This is a genomic window from Streptococcus mitis, assembly GCF_009496155.1.
Lineage (GTDB): Bacteria > Bacillota > Bacilli > Lactobacillales > Streptococcaceae > Streptococcus > Streptococcus mitis_BQ.
In genome coordinates, this window is record NZ_WIJP01000005.1 from 1 (window position 1) to 15,382 (window position 15,382).

A 15,382-nucleotide genomic window follows, 5' to 3' on the forward strand; every position below is an offset into this window, starting at 1 on the left:
AAACGCTTTCAGATGAGGGGATTTTGTGCGCTCTTTTTTTCGATGCCTTTCGGCTACAAAAGCGATGAAATCAAGCATTAGTAAAACCAGTGGAACTTACCCTGAAACGGATTTCCACTGGTTTTTATGATTTTTATCAGACTAACTTCCACTTCTACTAGCGGTGGAACTTAGTTTGGAAATTTACCTTTTCAACCTTCATTTCAGTTCTTTTATCCATCCCCTTAACCAAAATTTATATCTATTCTTCTAAACCTTGAGTGTAGTTAAAACGAGATTCCATACTCTTATAACATTGAGAAGCTCCTTATCGAATAGTAGACATAAAAAGTTCTAGCTTTCGGATTGACAATCTGCAAAAGATTTGTTAAGATATGAATGAACAAAACAAAATATTCATTCAGAGGGAGATTAAATCAAATTGGACAAAAAACAGGCTTTGAAATCCGCAGCTTATGAAGTTTTTTCAAAAAAAGGATACAAGGCGACAGGAATTTCAGAAATTGCTAGACAAGCTCATATGGCAGTCGGATCTTTTTATAACTATTACGAAAGTAAAGAGGCTATTTTTTTAGATATCTACATTGATGAAAACAACCGTGTTCGCCAAACTATGATCGAAGAACTGGATTGGGAAATTGATATGATTGATCTTATTAGTCAACTCTTTGCTCAATCCAGAGCACTCGTTTCTTCCAATAAAATCCTTGCAGAATGGTACAATCCTGCCATAGCAGATGAGTTACATAGCTACTATTCCTCAGAAGAAGGGAAGGTCGCGAATCCATTTCATAAATTTCTCGTGAAAACTTTTACTAATCGTTTGCGGTCTGAAGGCTATTCACCAGAAAAAATTCAAGATATTTTACAAGTTTACAACCTATTTTACTACATGGATATGCATATCACAGAAAATGATTTTCCAGATATTAGCAAAACTGTAGAAATACTAGCAACCAACTTCATTAAAGGAATACTGAAATAAAGAAATCTTTTCTTTATTTTTTGGAAATTATTGAATGAAAAAAAATATTATTCATTCATAGAAAATTACTACACTATAGGAGTTAAAAATGAAACGAGGGAAAAAAATGTTCATGATTATTCTAACTACACTTGGAGTGCTCGGCTTTATATCTTGGGGAATCATTACCTATCTTGGACGAAGTCAAACTTTATCGATAAAATCCATTGAAAATCCCAGCGGAGATTTGTATTTAGTTCACATCACAAAACCAAAAAATCAAATATGGAAAGCTGGCTCCTATGCTCAGTTTAAGCTTCCTGACAGCTCGTTTGGTCCAGACAAAAGTCCAGTAAAGGAGGATCAGGCTAGCCGATGGTTAACCCTTGCTTCCACTCCTGATGAGGATGAAATTCTTATTGTAACCCATAATAGTGGTAGCGTGTTTAAGGAAACCTTAACACATTTACCAGCTAGTAGTAAAATTGAGATGAGTTGGCTGGAGTCATCTTTATCTGTTAAAGACAATGACCAAGCACTGGTTTGTTTTGCCTCTGATGTCGGTATTTCTACTCTACGTCCAGTTGTGAAAGAGTGGGCTGGTAAGCGCTCCATCATTCTTAATCATTTAGACAAAGGAGTAAACATTTTTGATAATGAGTTAAGAGAGCTTAGTCAGAACAATCCGAATCTAACTTATAAAACTAGCGAAACCTTTTCTCAAAGCCAAGCATTTCTAAAAAATGCTGTTGAGAAATACAGCAACCAAGCTATTTATCTCTTGACCGGCCAACCTGATGATATAAATGAGATGAAAAATTTCTTAAAAGAGAATGGGATTGACGACAAACAGATGCAAACAAGTATGTTTAGAGGTTTGAAATAAAAGCAAACTGCCTTCTATGTATCTGAATCATATCATTATAGATTGGTATGTAGAGACCATACAAACTAACTAGTAAATTCTATGGAATTGTGATAAGATAAATACAAAGAAAGGAGCTCTTATGGCCAATATTTTTGACTATCTAAAAGATGTCGCACACGATTCCTTTTACGACCTTCCTTTGAATGAATTAGATATTCTAGCCTTAACAGAAATCACCTATCTCTCCTTTGATAATCTGGTCACCACAACTCCTAAACGTCTCTTAGACCTAGCACCTCAGGTTCCAAGAGAACCTAACATGTTGACCAGCAAAAATCGACTCCAGTTATTGGATGAATTAGCTCAACACAAACGCTTCAAGAATTGCAAACTCTCCCATTTTATCAACGAAATCGACTCTGAACTGCAAAAGCAATTTGCGGCTATGACCTACCGCCTCACTCTCGATACCTATCTGATTGTCTTTCGTGGGACAGATGACAGTATCATTGGCTGGAAGGAAGATTTCCACCTGACCTATATGAAGGAAATTCCTGCTCAAAAGCACGCCCTCGCCTATTTAAAAAACTTTTTTGCCCATCATCCTAAGCAGAAGGTCATTCTGGCTGGGCATTCCAAGGGAGGAAATCTAGCTATCTATGCTGCTAGTCAAATTGAGCAAAACTTGCAAAATCAGATTACAGCAGTTTATACATTTGATGCACCTGGTCTCCACAAAGAACTGACACAAACCGAGGGCTATCAAAGGATAATGGATAGAACCAAGGTCTTCATCCCACAAGGTTCTATTATCGGTATGATGCTAGAAATCCCTGCCCACCAAATCATCGTGCACAGTACTGCCTTGGGTGGTATCGCCCAGCACGATACCTTTAGTTGGCAAATTGAGGACAATCACTTCGTCCAACTGGATAAGACCAATAGCGATAGCCAACAAGTCGACACGACCTTCAAAGAATGGGTGGCCACAGTCCCTGACGAGGAACTTCAGCTCTACTTCGACCTCTTCTTTGGCACTATTCTTGATGCTGGCATTAGTTCCATCAATGACTTGTCTTCCTTCAAGGCTATTGAACACATCCATCATCTCTTTGTCCAAGCGCAATCCCTCACTCCAAAAGAAAGAGAAACCATGGGACGCCTTACCCAGTTATTGATTGATACCCGTTACCAAGCATGGAAAAATAGATAAAAAGCTTATGAAAAGGTAATACTCTTCGAAAATCTCTTCAAACCACGTCAGCTTTATCTGCAACCTCAAAGCTGTGCTTTGAGCAACCTGCGGCTAGCTTCCTAGTTTGCTTTTTGATTTTCATTGAGTATAAAAACCTTCTCATAAGCTTTTCTTGTTTTAAAGAAGAAATCACTCCTTCATCTGACTCTCTGCATCAGCCACGACTTCTTCTAGACTGGTCTGACCAAGCTCAGCCTCCATAGCCAGCTGAATTCTCTCCAATTTTTGATCCAAAACATCATGAATATGAGCTCCGACTGGGCAATTTGGATTTGGATTGTCATGGAAACTAAAGAGTTGACCTGTCTTACCAAGACACTCAACTGCCTGATAAACATCTAATAGACTGATGTCCTTGAGATCCTTAACAATCTCTGTTCCCCCTGTTCCACGCGCTACTGAAATCAGCTCTGCCTTCTTCAACTGGGACAAGGTTTTTCTGATAATGACTGGATTGACCCCGACACTAGCAGCCAGAAAATCACTGGTCACCTTGCTTTCCTTCCCCTTGAGAGCGATAATAATCAGCATATGAGTCGCAATGGTAAATCTACTTGGAATTTGCATCCTCTTCTCCTTTTTACGAGGCTACCCTGCCCCTACTCTTCTTTTCCTTTTATTATACCCTTTTTAGTTGTAATGTCAATCATTACCACTTTCCAACCAGGCATCTAACTCCCTATCGTAGCCCTCTTTCTGGGCCAATTCTCTCAGAAATTCCTGATGATGAGTATGGTGAATACCATTGACCAGACTTTCATAGTAAACCTCAAAATAAGGAAGTTTGAGGTCTTTAGCCAGTTGCAATTCAGCTGCCACATCGTAGTCCACCCGTCGGAAATCCATGTCTACCAAGCCCTTGTCATCAAACTCCAAAATCATATACTGGGCCCGCAAGTCCTTCCGTAACTGGGCATCTAGAAAGAAAGGTTGCCCAATCGAACCCGGATTGACAATTAATTGTCCACCAGTCCCGTAACGAAGCAACTGCTGGTGAATATGACCATAAACAGCAATATCACAAGCGGGATTGGTCACCAAGCGGTCAAAATCCTCTTGCGCTCCAGTATGAATCAACTCTCGTCCCCAGTTCTTATCAGGCAGATGATGGCTAATTCCCACCGTCAAATCACCAAACTGACGATGAATCTGGAGGGGTTGATTGTGGAGCAGTTCAATTTCTTCTAGGGAAATTTCCTCTAAAACATACTGGCACTGGCGCAAGAGATAACGTTGACTAGGACGAGTACTATCTAGTTCCTTGCGGACACCATGCCACAGACTATCTTCCCAGTTTCCCAAAACTCTAGCTGTAATCGGTAGTTGAGCCAACAAGTCCAAAATCCTTCTACGCCCTGTCCCTGGCATGAGAATATCTCCCAGAAGCCAGTATTCATCCACTCCTAGCTGCCGAGTATCTGCCAAAACAGCCTCCAAGGCTGTAGTATTTCCATGAATATCTGAAAGAAGAGCTATTTTTGTCATATTCATCTCCTCGTTTTTTCTCTTGCAATAAGTATAACATAAAAAGTCACAGCTAGAGAAATCTAGCTTTTTTTGATATACTAGATAAAGATATTAGACAAGAGGAAACGAATGACCCCGAATAAAGAAGATTATCTAAAGTGTATTTATGAAATTGGCACAGACCTGCATAAGATTACCAACAAGGAAATTGCGGCTCGTATGCAAGTCTCTCCCCCTGCCGTAACTGAAATGATTAAACGGATGAAGAGCGAAAATCTCATCCTCAAGGACAAGGAATGCGGTTATCTACTGACTGACCTTGGACTCAAGCTTGTTTCTGAGCTCTATCGTAAGCATCGCTTGATTGAAGTTTTTCTAGTTCATCATTTAGACTATACAAGTGACCAGATTCACGAGGAAGCTGAGGTATTGGAACATACTGTCTCTGACCTATTCGTGGAGAGACTAGAAAAATTGCTTGGATTTCCCAAGACCTGCCCTCACGGAGGAACTATTCCTGCCAAGGGAGAACTCCTAGTTGAAATCAATAACCTACCACTAGCTGACATCAAGGAAGCTGGCTCCTACCTCCTGACTCGGGTGCATGATAGTTTTGACATTCTCAATTATTTGGATAAGCACTCACTTCACATAGGTGACCATCTCCAAGTCCAGCAGTTTGATGGCTTCAGCAATACCTTCACTATCCTCAGTAAAAACGAGGATTTACAAGTAAGTATGGACATTGCCAAACAACTCTACGTCGAGAAAATCGACTAATTTCTCAAGTACCCAACCAACCCTGAAAGTTTTATTTTCAGGGTTTTATTTCTATCATTTGATTTTACTCTCATTTAGTTGTAGAATATTTGTAAAAAAGAAAGATATTTTAATATATGAAAAAATCACTCAAAATTTTTGCGACATCCAAATGGTTTGACCTCTTCGGGGTTGCTTTGGTCGTTGGGATTGCGATTGCATCTGGTTACCTCAACTCCCGTCTCGACAAATTTGTAGACTGGGGACCATGGACAGCTCTTGTACCCTTTGGATTGATTTCCGTAACCAACGTTGGGATTTCCATGTTGTCCACTCGTTTCACGGGGAAATTAAGCAAATGGGGAAATTACTTTGGCATTGTCAATACGATTTTGTCTGGTACCATTGATTATATCCTTGGAAATAAGGCAGCCATCATTACCTATCCCGTCACCTTCCTCATTTATACCTTTGCCATAAAGAAATGGGAAGCTTCGCAAGAAGGCAGACCCAACCAAATGAGCCAAAAACAGGTAAAATTGGCGGCCATCATCATTTCAATCATCGCCTTCCTCTTTGCCTTTGTGACCAACTATATCGGCTATGGAGGGAAGATGAATCTCCTTGCCTACGTAACAACGATTGCCTTTGCACTGTCCCTCATTGCCAATGCTTTAAACGCATTGAAACTGACAACTCAGTGGGGATTCTGGTTGATTTACAATTTTGTGCAGCTTACAAAGGCTGGCATTCAAGGAAATTTTGCTAATATCGGCAAATACATCTTTTATATCCTCAATGCAATCGGAGCCTTATTTGTCTGGAATGATGAAGAAGTAGAGCAATAGAAGGAAACTCAAATAAAGAAAGCCGACTTTAGAGAATCTTCCTTCTACTATTTTTTATCATTTTACTTGTAACTCCCATTCTTTTGGAGTAGAATGAAGTTAGATAAAAGAGGGAGGTCATCTTATGAAAAAACTCTTTAGAATCCATTTTACAGCAATTGCAGTCATCGATTTGCTACTATTTGCATTTTTTACTACTAGACCCGAGACAGCTTTCGACTGGCTCTTGCTCAGTGGTTTTATTTTCCTCCTTGCTCAGGGACTCCTGCTGTTTCGCTTGGTTGTCCAACTCAAACATCAATTCGCTGAGATTTATCCTCAACTCAATAAAAAGATTCGCTTCTACTATTTAGGGGTTCTCTCCATTGATTTTCTATTTTTTGTCCTTTTAACCTTCGTTAATTCTCATCGTTTTTTATCTCTTATGCCAATCATCACTGCTTGCTATTCTACTTTATATTATAGAACGGCGGACTACCTAAGAGAAAACTATCTAGATTTTTACAACAAACATATCTCTTTGTGGGAATGTCTCTAAGGAAAAGGAGGTTTTATCATGAAGAAAATCATCTTCATCAAAACCACTCAAGTCCTTGTCATTGATGGAATCATGCTGGCTTTTTTGACATTTAAAGAGAGACTTACTTGGGATTGGATTTTGATTTATAGCGGTTGGCTCATCTTCTTTCATCCTGTGCTATTGACCTATCTTTCCAACCAACTTTGTGACCACTTTAGTCAACTCTATTCCCAGATTAGACCGAAGTTCTGGCGTTTTGCCTTACAAATCCTCCTATGGGATAGTCTGATGATTCTCTCCTTGATATGTTTAAGTAATATTCCACTTTTTCTTCAGGGAACTCTCCTAATTCTAGGGCACCTCATCCCTTCCTATCGCATAAGCCAAAGCCTGAAACAAGATTTCCCAAAGGCCTATCAGGAACAGATTTCATTCTGGAGTATTTTATGATAGATGAGAAAGACCAAGCTTACCGGGCTTGGTCTTTCTCATCTATTTTTAGTATCTAGGATAATGGTGACTGGTCCGTCATTGACCAGCTCAACCTGCATATCCGCTCCAAAGATGCCTGTCTGAACAGGCACTTCTTGCGCTAATTTTTGATTGAAAGCGTCATAGAAGTCCGATGCCATATCAGGCTTGGCTGCCCCTGTAAAGGCTGGACGATTGCCTTTCTTGGTGTCCGCAAAGAGGGTAAACTGAGAAATAGAGAGGATTTCTCCTCCAATATCCTTGACAGACAGGTTCATCTTGCCTTCTGCGTCTGAAAAAATTCGCATATTGACAAGCTTTCTCACAGCATAGTCCAAATCTTCCTCTTGGTCCTCTGGTCCAACACCAACCAGCAATAAGAGCCCCTGATTGATTTTGCCCTGAACCTGGCCTTCTATACTCACTTGGGCTTTTGTAACCCGTTGGATAATGATTTTCATAATAGCCTTTCTAGTAAGAGCTAGGACAATTAGCCATTGGTACGTTTAACAGAGTAAACTTCTGGCACACTCTTAATCTTGTCCACGACCGTAGTCAGCGTCGAGAGGTTGGCAATGCCGAAGGATACATGGATATTAGCAAACTTCATATCCTTGGTTGGTTGGGCATTTACTGTTGAGATATTCTTGGTTGTGTTTGAGAGGACTTGCAGTACATCGTTCAACAGTCCTGTACGGTTGAGGCCGTAAATATCGATATGGGCCATATACTCCTTATTTGAGCTAGAGTACTGGTCTTCCCACTCTACATCAAGGAGACGTTGCTCGTAGTTTTCTTGGGCACGCAGGTTCATACAGTCCACACGGTGAATAGCCACACCACGTCCCTTGGTGATATAGCCGACAATATCGTCACCAGGAACAGGATTACAACACTTGGCAATCCGCACGAGTAGACCAGAAGCACCTTCAATGACCACACCACCTTCATGCTTGACCTTGAGAGTTTCTTTATTTTCAACCTTAACCTCGCCACCTTTGACAAGTTCTTCTGCTTCAGCCTTGGCCTTGGCACGTTCTTCCTCACGGCGTTCCTTTTCAGTCAGACGGTTAAAGACGGTAATAGCACCGATTTCTCCAAAACCAATGGCCGCAAAGAGGGATTCTTCTGTCTTGTAGCTGGTCTTTTGCAGAACTTGGTCCATATGACGCTTGTCCATGAATTTATTGGCCACATAGCCATTTTCTTGGAACTGGGCCATCAACATTTCACGACCCTTATTGACTGACAATTCCTTATCTTGATTTTTAAAGAACTGACGAATCTTGTTACGTGCCTTGCTGGTCTTGACCATATTGAGCCAATCACGGCTCGGTCCAAAGGAGTTAGGGTTGGTGACAATTTCAACCTGATCTCCTGTCTTGAGCTTGGTTGTCAGTGGAACCATGCGACCATTGACCTTGGCACCAGTCGCTTTTTCCCCGACTTTTGTATGGATTTCGTAGGCAAAGTCAATCGGGCCTGAATCTTTTGGAAGGGAACGAACCGCACCATCTGGGGTAAAGACGTAAATCTCCTCAGCCAGATAGTTTTCCTTGACAGAGTCCACAAATTCCTTAGCATCATCAGCCTGGTCTTGAAGCTCCATCATCTCCTTGATCCAGTTCATCCCAATAGCTGATTCCTTGCTGTTGACTTGCCCCTTAATGCCTTTCTTATAAGCCCAGTGAGCCGCAACCCCGTACTCAGCCACCTCATGCATGGCTTTAGTTCGAATTTGGAATTCGATCGGTCCTTTTGGCCCATAAACAGTCGTATGTATAGACTGATAACCATTTGCCTTACGATTAGCGATATAATCTTTAAAGCGACCTGGCATCGGTTTCCAAAGCTCATGCACATAACCAAGCATGGCATAAACATCACTTTGGGTATCCAAAATACAACGAATGGCAATCAGGTCATAGATTTCCTCAAAACGTTTTCTCTTGTCCTGCATTTTGCGGAAAATCGAGTAAATATGTTTGGGACGACCGTAAATCTTCCCTTTTAAGTGACGATCCGTCGTATAGTCTTCTAATTTTGTGACTACCTCATCCACCAAGGCTTCACGCTCTCTGCGTTTTTCCTTCATCATATGGGTAATCTTGTAAAACTCCGTTGGATTGAGATAACGGAAAGATAAGTCTTCCAATTCCCATTTGACACTGGAAATCCCCAAACGATGGGCAAGCGGGGCATAGATTTCCATAGTTTCTTTGGAAATGCGCTCCTGCTTGTCTTTTCGAAGGTGTTTCAGGGTCCGCATATTGTGCAAACGGTCAGACAGTTTGACCAAGATAACACGGATGTCCTCAGACATGGCCATGAGCATCTTGCGGTGGTTTTCAGCCAACTGCTCTTCGTGAGACTTGTACTTGACCTTACCGAGCTTGGTAACTCCATCGACAATCACGCGCACATCAGGACCAAACTCTCTTTCCAAATCATCCAAGGTCGCGTCTGTATCTTCCACCACATCATGCAAGAAACCACAAGCTACTGTTACAGCATCCAGCTTGAGTTTGGCTAAAATACCTGCCACTTGGATAGGATGAATGATATAAGGCTCGCCTGATTTGCGGTATTGACCACTATGGCATTCCACCGCATAGACCAATGCCTTATGGACAAAAGCAACATCTTCTTTTGATAAATATTTTTGTGTTAGAGCGACAACCTCATCGCCCGTCAAATTCACTTCTTTTGGCATCTCTACTCTCCAATTCTTCCTACCATTTTATCACTTTTTTAAGAATATGAAAACTAGATTGGAACAGAATAAGAAAAAAATAATTCAGAATTGATTGACAATTCTGAATTATTGATCTATAATATATTACGAAGTTAGATTTTAAACTTAGGTGATAGAAGGAGAGATAGAAGAACGGAAACCATATTGTAACCGAAAGACTTTCTGACTTCCCCAATTCCATTGAAGATACGAAAGATAAACGGTGGAACTCGTGTCACATACACTGGTACCTTGACTGGATTTTGGAATTAATACTCAATGAAAATCAAAGAGCAAACTAGGAAACTAGCCGCAGGCTGTACTTGAGTACGGCAAGGCGACGTTGACGCGGTTTGAAGAGATTTTCGAAGAGTATAAAAATCCTCAAGATACTTTCTTTTATCCTCTAGTTTATAAGGAGAACACCTATGAAAAAAACTGCTATTTCTATCTTTGCTCTCCTAGTGTTAGGAGTTTGCTGCCTGTTTCTATTCAGCCAGCAAAGCTATAAAAAAACAGTCGTTCAATACTATGCTAACGACCAGAACCTGCCCAATAGGATAACTTATAGTGAATATAGCGATAAACGAGAAGCCAACTACGGTGGCACTCTAAATATCACATCTATCAAACCAGCTAATGACGGAGTTTATGCAACATATGAAGGGCAATTGACACCTCTCAAATATTGATAAATTGATAACCAGCCTGTCTTCATCTAATCATGCTGGTTTTTAAGTTCATTCTAAATCCTTACCTATTCTCCCCAACTGTGCTATACTTAATGTATACTCAATGAAAATCAAAGAGCAAACTAGGAAACTAGCCGCAGGCTGTACTTGAGTACGGCAAGGCGACGTTGACGCGGTTTGAATTTTATTTTCGAAGAGTATTAGTGCATTCTTTGAGATTGGAGCCAATATGAAAATCCATAAAACTGTGAATCCCGTTGCCTATGAAAACACCTATTATCTGGAAGGTGAAAAGCACCTCATCGTTGTTGATCCTGGTAGCCATTGGGAAGCCATTCGTCAGACCATCGAGAAGATCAATAAACCGATCTGCGCTATCCTCTTGACCCATGCCCATTATGACCATATCATGAGTCTGGAATTGGTTCGCGAAACTTTTGGCAATCCTCCTGTCTATATCGCAGAGAGTGAAGCCAGCTGGCTCTACACTCCTGTCGATAACCTCTCTGGTGTCCCTCGTCATGATGATATGGCAGATGTGATCGCAGAACCTGCTGAACACACCTTTGTCTTTCATAAGGAATACCAACTGGAGGAATTTCGTTTCACTGTCTTGCCAACACCAGGTCACTCTATCGGCGGCGTTTCTATCGTCTTTCCTGATGCTCACCTAGTCTTGACAGGTGATGCTCTGTTCCGTGAAACCATCGGACGAACAGATCTTCCGACTGGTAGCATGGAGCAACTTCTTCACAGTATCCAGACCCAACTCTTCACCCTACCAAACTACGATGTCTATCCAGGACATGGTCCAGCTACAACCATCGCTCACGAAAAAACTTTCAATCCTTTTTTCTAGAAAGATGATGACAATAGATATCGTAATTTAAGTAAACTATAGCAGTTTGAAATTGGAATAGTACAACATGACTTCTAATTCATTTTTATAAATTACTTTCAATTTTCCAATTGATTTGTTCAGATTTTATTTCATCTCACTATATTTATACTATTTTAGAATTATAAAAACGCATAATATCAGATGTAGAAAATTTGATATTATGCGTTTTATCATGAAAAGATTTTCTAAATTATCTCCTCAAATTGAGTTTTTCACAGTCTAAAATAATTGAACTATAAACTATGAATTGGAGTTATTCTGACTCCTTACGAAAGCTAAATAATCCAGCAGTTAGAGTTAACATTCCAAATAGGGTAGCGAGAATTGAGTGATTTTCTCCAGTATTTGGCAAAGTCTTAGCTACTTGTTTCGAAATAGTTTCAGTCTTAGTTGCTAACGGTTCAGCTTGAGTTTTTGTACTACTTGAGTCATTTCCTTTTTGTTCTGTAGTTGTTGGAGTATTACTACTATTTACAACTGGAACAGGAGTTGGACTACCTCCGTTATTGCGGCTTGCAGCAACTTTGAAAGTCATAGCATAGATACTAAAGTGATTGGTTTCAAAAGTCACCTTATCTGTATCTTGTTTGAACTTCAATGCCTGTAAGGTACCATCTGGAGCAACATAATAGACATTTTCAACTGGCTTATCGGTAGAAAGACTTACTAGAACCATGCCGTTTGGCTGGATAGCCTTACCATTCGCGTCATACAGATGAATGTCAAAGGCCTTGTAATCTTTTGATTCAAGTGAAGTCGGCTTGGTTTCTTCTACCTTGATATAGCTGACATTTTTGAGTGTTGCTTCTGAACCATGTACTCGAACGCTTCCAGATTTGTTCGAAAGAACACGAATATTGTTTGGAATGGCTGGATTAAGAGTAGGAGTTACGGGAATTGTCGGTGTTATTGGAGCAACTGGTGTAACTGGATTTACAGGATTCTCACTTGGCTTCTCTGCTGGTTCCACTGGTTTAGTAGGTTGTGGTTGCTCAACTGGAACAGTAGGAACACTTGGTTGCTTGTCTGGCTTAGGCTGTTCGCTTGGCTTAACTTCTGGCTTTACTTGCTCGGCTGGTTTTTCAGCAGGGTTCTTAAACAAGAAAACGTAAGTATCGTAGGTCTCACCAAATAGATTGTATGAATGAGTTTTAGTTTTCTCATCATAGCGATTTGTTTCTTCACTTGGGTATCCTGGATAATAAAGTTCTTCTAGTTTTTTATCCTTAGTCAGTGTATAAACCTGAATATCTTCTTTCTTCTCTTTTGATTTGATATTCAAAAAGATACCACCACCTTGGAGAGTTCGATTTGTTCCGTAAGTTGGTTTTCCATTTTTATTAGGAACTTCATAGAAGATTGTATAAGCTTCGTAGTTCATTCCTTCCAACTCTGGAACTTTTACTCGAACAAGAGCAGGTCTAAACCTACTATCCATATCTTTATAGTTATCTTTAAATTTTATTTCTTTGCCGTTTTCGAACATCGGTCTATTGAAATTCGAACTGAAAGTGCTTGTTTTTATATGGGATCCTGCATGAAGAAAATCTGGCTCAGCTGTCCACCAACCGTAAGATGTTTTTTCTACATTTTCAGTAGGAAGCGGAATAGCGAGGTCTTCTGTTGTTAGAGTAGGACGACCTGCTCCGTTAAACCAGCGTTTTGGCTGGTCTTTTCGATAAGGAATCTTTGGCAATCCAACATTTTCAGCTGGCTTCACAGGTTTAGCAGGTTGTGGTTGCTCTGCAGGTTTAACTTCTGGTTTAGGCGCGGGTGTTGGTTGAGTAGTATTAGGTTGAGCGGCAACGTTTGGCTGCGGCGCAACGTTTTCCTCAGCATGCACCAAAGTCGGCACGGCAGCACTAAGAGTGACAGCAGAGAAGGTAACAATACCTAGTTTAGTGAGTTTATTCATAATTTTTCCTCCTCAGGAATATAAAATTGCCTTTTTAGGCTTATAAAATGACAAAATCAACTTCCTTTCAAGACCACAAAAGCAAAATTTTGAGCCAACTCATTATCTAAACATTTAATGTTCTTGATAGAAGCCTTAAATGAACCTTCATCCATTAACTGAACAATACAGCTATTACATATCTTAATAATTTTTAAATTTTTTGTTACCAAAAGCTCGCTACCTCCTTTAGAGATAGGGAACTAAGTGTATCGCGTAACGACCGTTAAACGATACACAAAAAAATACCAGTCTAATACAGGTTAAAAACACTGTTAAACTCGCATTTTTTAAAATATTCATATTGTTGTTTTGACTGTTTTATCAAACGGTCGTTAATCGAAACAAATTTACGGCTTCATTCTACCATTTTTCCCTGTTTTTAGCAATGATTTTCCGTTTTTTTTGACGATTGTTCGCCACTTTATTACGTTCTAACACTTTATATAGGGTTGATGTAGAAATTTGTTCAGCTTTTGCAATATTACGTATGCTTATATCTGAATGTAGATATTTGTTAAGTATGCGCTCCTCCTTTTCTTTTGAAATCCGTTTTGCTCCTAATCTAACACCATTTTCCTTAGCTTTTCGAAGTCCCTCTTTTGTGCGAAACCTCAGATTTTCCAGCTCATTTTCTGCCACAAAGCCTAAAATGATGCAAAGTAATCTGCCAATAAGAGAACCTGTTTCTAGTTTTTCATGCAAACTGACTAGGTGAATATTAGATTCATTAAATAGTTCAATAAGTTCTAGTAGCTTAAACATAGATCGAGTCAGTCTATCTAACTTATAGATAGTGAAAGTAACCTGCTTGCCATCTTTCGAAAAGTCAGAGGCCAGTTTTAAGGCTTTTGTGAGTTCAGGACGAGTGTTATTTGCACCAGATTCCTTTTCTATAAAAAGTTTATCGCAATGTTTGAGAGCTTCGATTTGCACTTTCAATCCTAAATCTTGCTTATGAGTAGATACACGGGCGTAGCCTATGTTGATAGTCTTTTGAGACATAAAAATCCTCCTGTTATCTTGATACAGAGGGATATTTTACTATGAATTTTAAAATAAGAAAAGACCTGCAATCCTTTCTTCTAGTACGCAAAAAACCAAGGAATTTTTTATCCTTGGTTTTTGTGTACTGCTATTTTATGACGTCAGAATCTAGCCTATTTATCAAGTACTAGTTGACCCGCTCGAGTTCTTTCCAATCAAATTTAGCTAAATCAACTTCATTAGAAGAAATCTCTAAGACTTGCTCTGGCTTTTGATTCCCACCAATTTGGAGAGTCCCTTCTTTAATCTTCTGCACTCCGTCCTTATTAAAGGCATAAAGGCTTAAGTTCATTTCTGGTCGTGTTGACTGCCAGTCTGCATATATGACTTGACCATTTTCATAAATGACTAAACTGGAACGAAAGCCACCTGCAGAAGCTACATAAGCTGTATGAAGCAACTTAGGTTGTTTATTTTCTAAATAATAAATGGCTGAAACAAATTTTTCATCCCCAATAAGCAACTCGTCTTGACCATCCTTATTCAAATCAACAAGGGCATATTTAAAGTCTGGTGCATTTTGATAATCCATTCGAGAGAAAATCATGCCATATTCTTCTGATGTAATCTTGTGTTGTTTATTTTCCTCGTATAAATCTTCTCTATTCCCTTGCTTTAAAAGGTCTGTAAAATGATTGTACCGCTCTATTACTCCCTCGTACAAATCTTTTCCTGTTTCACTTTTCTTTTCCATTGTTGTTGACGGCGTTGCCATTGAAGAACTCCTACTAGTTTGGCTCTCTGACTTCGTAGAGGTTTCCTTATGTTCCTCTTTGGTCGAAGATGATTGTGTTGCCGAAGGTTCTATTTTTTCATCTTTTTTGTTTGCATCACAAGATGCTAAAATAAAAATAGTAAGAATAGCTGAAAGCATCATTAAAAATTTCTTCATGTTAACCTCT

Annotated in this window: 17 protein-coding genes; 10 read left to right on the forward strand and 7 right to left on the reverse strand. The window is 39.7% G+C overall.

The window, feature by feature from the left end:
• The first annotated feature begins 415 nt into the window (after nucleotides 1-415).
• The 3 genes from GEZ84_RS03840 (at nucleotide 416) to GEZ84_RS03850 (ending at nucleotide 3,045) form a co-directional block, all read left to right on the forward strand.
• Nucleotides 416-985, forward strand: coding sequence for a TetR/AcrR family transcriptional regulator (locus GEZ84_RS03840; protein WP_319946415.1), 570 nt, complete (start codon nucleotides 416-418; stop codon nucleotides 983-985).
• 88 nt (nucleotides 986-1,073) lie between these two features.
• A complete protein-coding gene (locus tag GEZ84_RS03845) occupies nucleotides 1,074-1,850 on the forward strand; it encodes a ferredoxin reductase (protein ID WP_153223550.1) in 777 nt (258 codons plus the stop codon).
• Between the two features lie 121 nt (nucleotides 1,851-1,971).
• The gene (locus tag GEZ84_RS03850; protein ID WP_153223551.1) at nucleotides 1,972-3,045 is read left to right on the forward strand and encodes a DUF2974 domain-containing protein; all 1,074 of its coding nucleotides are present in this window, start codon (nucleotides 1,972-1,974) and stop codon (nucleotides 3,043-3,045) included.
• Between the two features lie 171 nt (nucleotides 3,046-3,216).
• Here the strand turns inward: GEZ84_RS03850 and GEZ84_RS03855 are convergent, their stop codons facing one another.
• Both GEZ84_RS03855 and GEZ84_RS03860 read right to left on the reverse strand, forming a co-directional pair.
• Nucleotides 3,217-3,654 (reverse strand): Rrf2 family transcriptional regulator, encoded by a 438-nt coding sequence (locus GEZ84_RS03855; RefSeq protein ID WP_153223552.1) that lies wholly within the window; start codon nucleotides 3,652-3,654, stop codon nucleotides 3,217-3,219.
• A 75-nt stretch (nucleotides 3,655-3,729) separates the two neighbouring features.
• Nucleotides 3,730-4,572, reverse strand: coding sequence for a metallophosphoesterase family protein (locus GEZ84_RS03860; protein ID WP_194252018.1), 843 nt, complete (start codon nucleotides 4,570-4,572; stop codon nucleotides 3,730-3,732).
• Nucleotides 4,573-4,683: 111 nt separating this feature from the next.
• Between GEZ84_RS03860 and GEZ84_RS03865 the strand changes: the two genes are divergently transcribed.
• The 5 genes from GEZ84_RS03865 to GEZ84_RS03885 all read left to right on the forward strand — a co-directional run bounded on the left by GEZ84_RS03865 (nucleotide 4,684) and on the right by GEZ84_RS03885 (nucleotide 7,131).
• On the forward strand, nucleotides 4,684-5,334 hold the full coding sequence (locus GEZ84_RS03865) for a metal-dependent transcriptional regulator (protein ID WP_153223554.1): 651 nt from the start codon (nucleotides 4,684-4,686) through the stop codon (nucleotides 5,332-5,334).
• Entirely contained in the window at nucleotides 5,300-5,494 is a 195-nt protein-coding gene (locus GEZ84_RS11055; protein WP_153223555.1) for a hypothetical protein, read from the forward strand. Before GEZ84_RS03865 ends, GEZ84_RS11055 begins: the two co-directional genes overlap by 35 nt.
• On the forward strand, nucleotides 5,451-6,161 hold the full coding sequence (locus GEZ84_RS03875; protein ID WP_000749117.1) for a nicotinamide mononucleotide transporter: 711 nt from the start codon (nucleotides 5,451-5,453) through the stop codon (nucleotides 6,159-6,161). Before GEZ84_RS11055 ends, GEZ84_RS03875 begins: the two co-directional genes overlap by 44 nt.
• 124 nt (nucleotides 6,162-6,285) lie before the next feature.
• A complete protein-coding gene (locus GEZ84_RS03880; protein WP_153223556.1) occupies nucleotides 6,286-6,699 on the forward strand; it encodes a hypothetical protein in 414 nt (137 codons plus the stop codon).
• Between the two features lie 18 nt (nucleotides 6,700-6,717).
• Nucleotides 6,718-7,131, forward strand: coding sequence for a hypothetical protein (locus tag GEZ84_RS03885; protein ID WP_153223557.1), 414 nt, complete (start codon nucleotides 6,718-6,720; stop codon nucleotides 7,129-7,131).
• Nucleotides 7,132-7,169: 38 nt separating this feature from the next.
• Here GEZ84_RS03885 and dtd read toward each other — a convergent pair whose 3' ends face one another.
• Together dtd and GEZ84_RS03895 are read right to left on the reverse strand one after the other, a co-directional pair.
• Nucleotides 7,170-7,613: a D-aminoacyl-tRNA deacylase gene (gene dtd, locus GEZ84_RS03890; RefSeq protein WP_153223558.1), complete on the reverse strand. Its 444-nt coding sequence runs from the start codon at nucleotides 7,611-7,613 to the stop codon at nucleotides 7,170-7,172.
• Nucleotides 7,614-7,642: 29 nt separating this feature from the next.
• Nucleotides 7,643-9,865, reverse strand: a complete 2,223-nt coding sequence (locus GEZ84_RS03895; protein ID WP_049521216.1) for a RelA/SpoT family protein — start codon at nucleotides 9,863-9,865, stop codon at nucleotides 7,643-7,645.
• A gap of 485 nt (nucleotides 9,866-10,350) precedes the next feature.
• On the opposite strand from GEZ84_RS03895, the gene GEZ84_RS03900 reads away from it, so the two are divergent.
• Nucleotides 10,351-10,578 carry a hypothetical protein gene (locus GEZ84_RS03900; protein WP_319946416.1) on the forward strand — a complete coding sequence of 76 codons (228 nt, stop codon included), beginning with the start codon at nucleotides 10,351-10,353 and terminating at the stop codon, nucleotides 10,576-10,578.
• 229 nt (nucleotides 10,579-10,807) lie between these two features.
• The gene (locus GEZ84_RS03905; protein WP_153223560.1) at nucleotides 10,808-11,437 is read left to right on the forward strand and encodes an MBL fold metallo-hydrolase; all 630 of its coding nucleotides are present in this window, start codon (nucleotides 10,808-10,810) and stop codon (nucleotides 11,435-11,437) included.
• Nucleotides 11,438-11,732: 295 nt separating this feature from the next.
• On the opposite strand, the gene GEZ84_RS03910 is transcribed toward GEZ84_RS03905, so the two are convergent.
• From GEZ84_RS03910 to GEZ84_RS03920, 3 genes are all read right to left on the reverse strand, one after another.
• The gene (locus GEZ84_RS03910; RefSeq protein ID WP_228113015.1) at nucleotides 11,733-13,394 is read right to left on the reverse strand and encodes an LPXTG cell wall anchor domain-containing protein; all 1,662 of its coding nucleotides are present in this window, start codon (nucleotides 13,392-13,394) and stop codon (nucleotides 11,733-11,735) included.
• Nucleotides 13,395-13,796: 402 nt separating this feature from the next.
• The gene (locus tag GEZ84_RS03915; protein WP_153223561.1) at nucleotides 13,797-14,438 is read right to left on the reverse strand and encodes a recombinase family protein; all 642 of its coding nucleotides are present in this window, start codon (nucleotides 14,436-14,438) and stop codon (nucleotides 13,797-13,799) included.
• 169 nt (nucleotides 14,439-14,607) lie between these two features.
• Nucleotides 14,608-15,372 carry a hypothetical protein gene (locus GEZ84_RS03920; RefSeq protein WP_153223562.1) on the reverse strand — a complete coding sequence of 255 codons (765 nt, stop codon included), beginning with the start codon at nucleotides 15,370-15,372 and terminating at the stop codon, nucleotides 14,608-14,610.
• Between the last annotated feature and the right edge of the window lie 10 nt (nucleotides 15,373-15,382).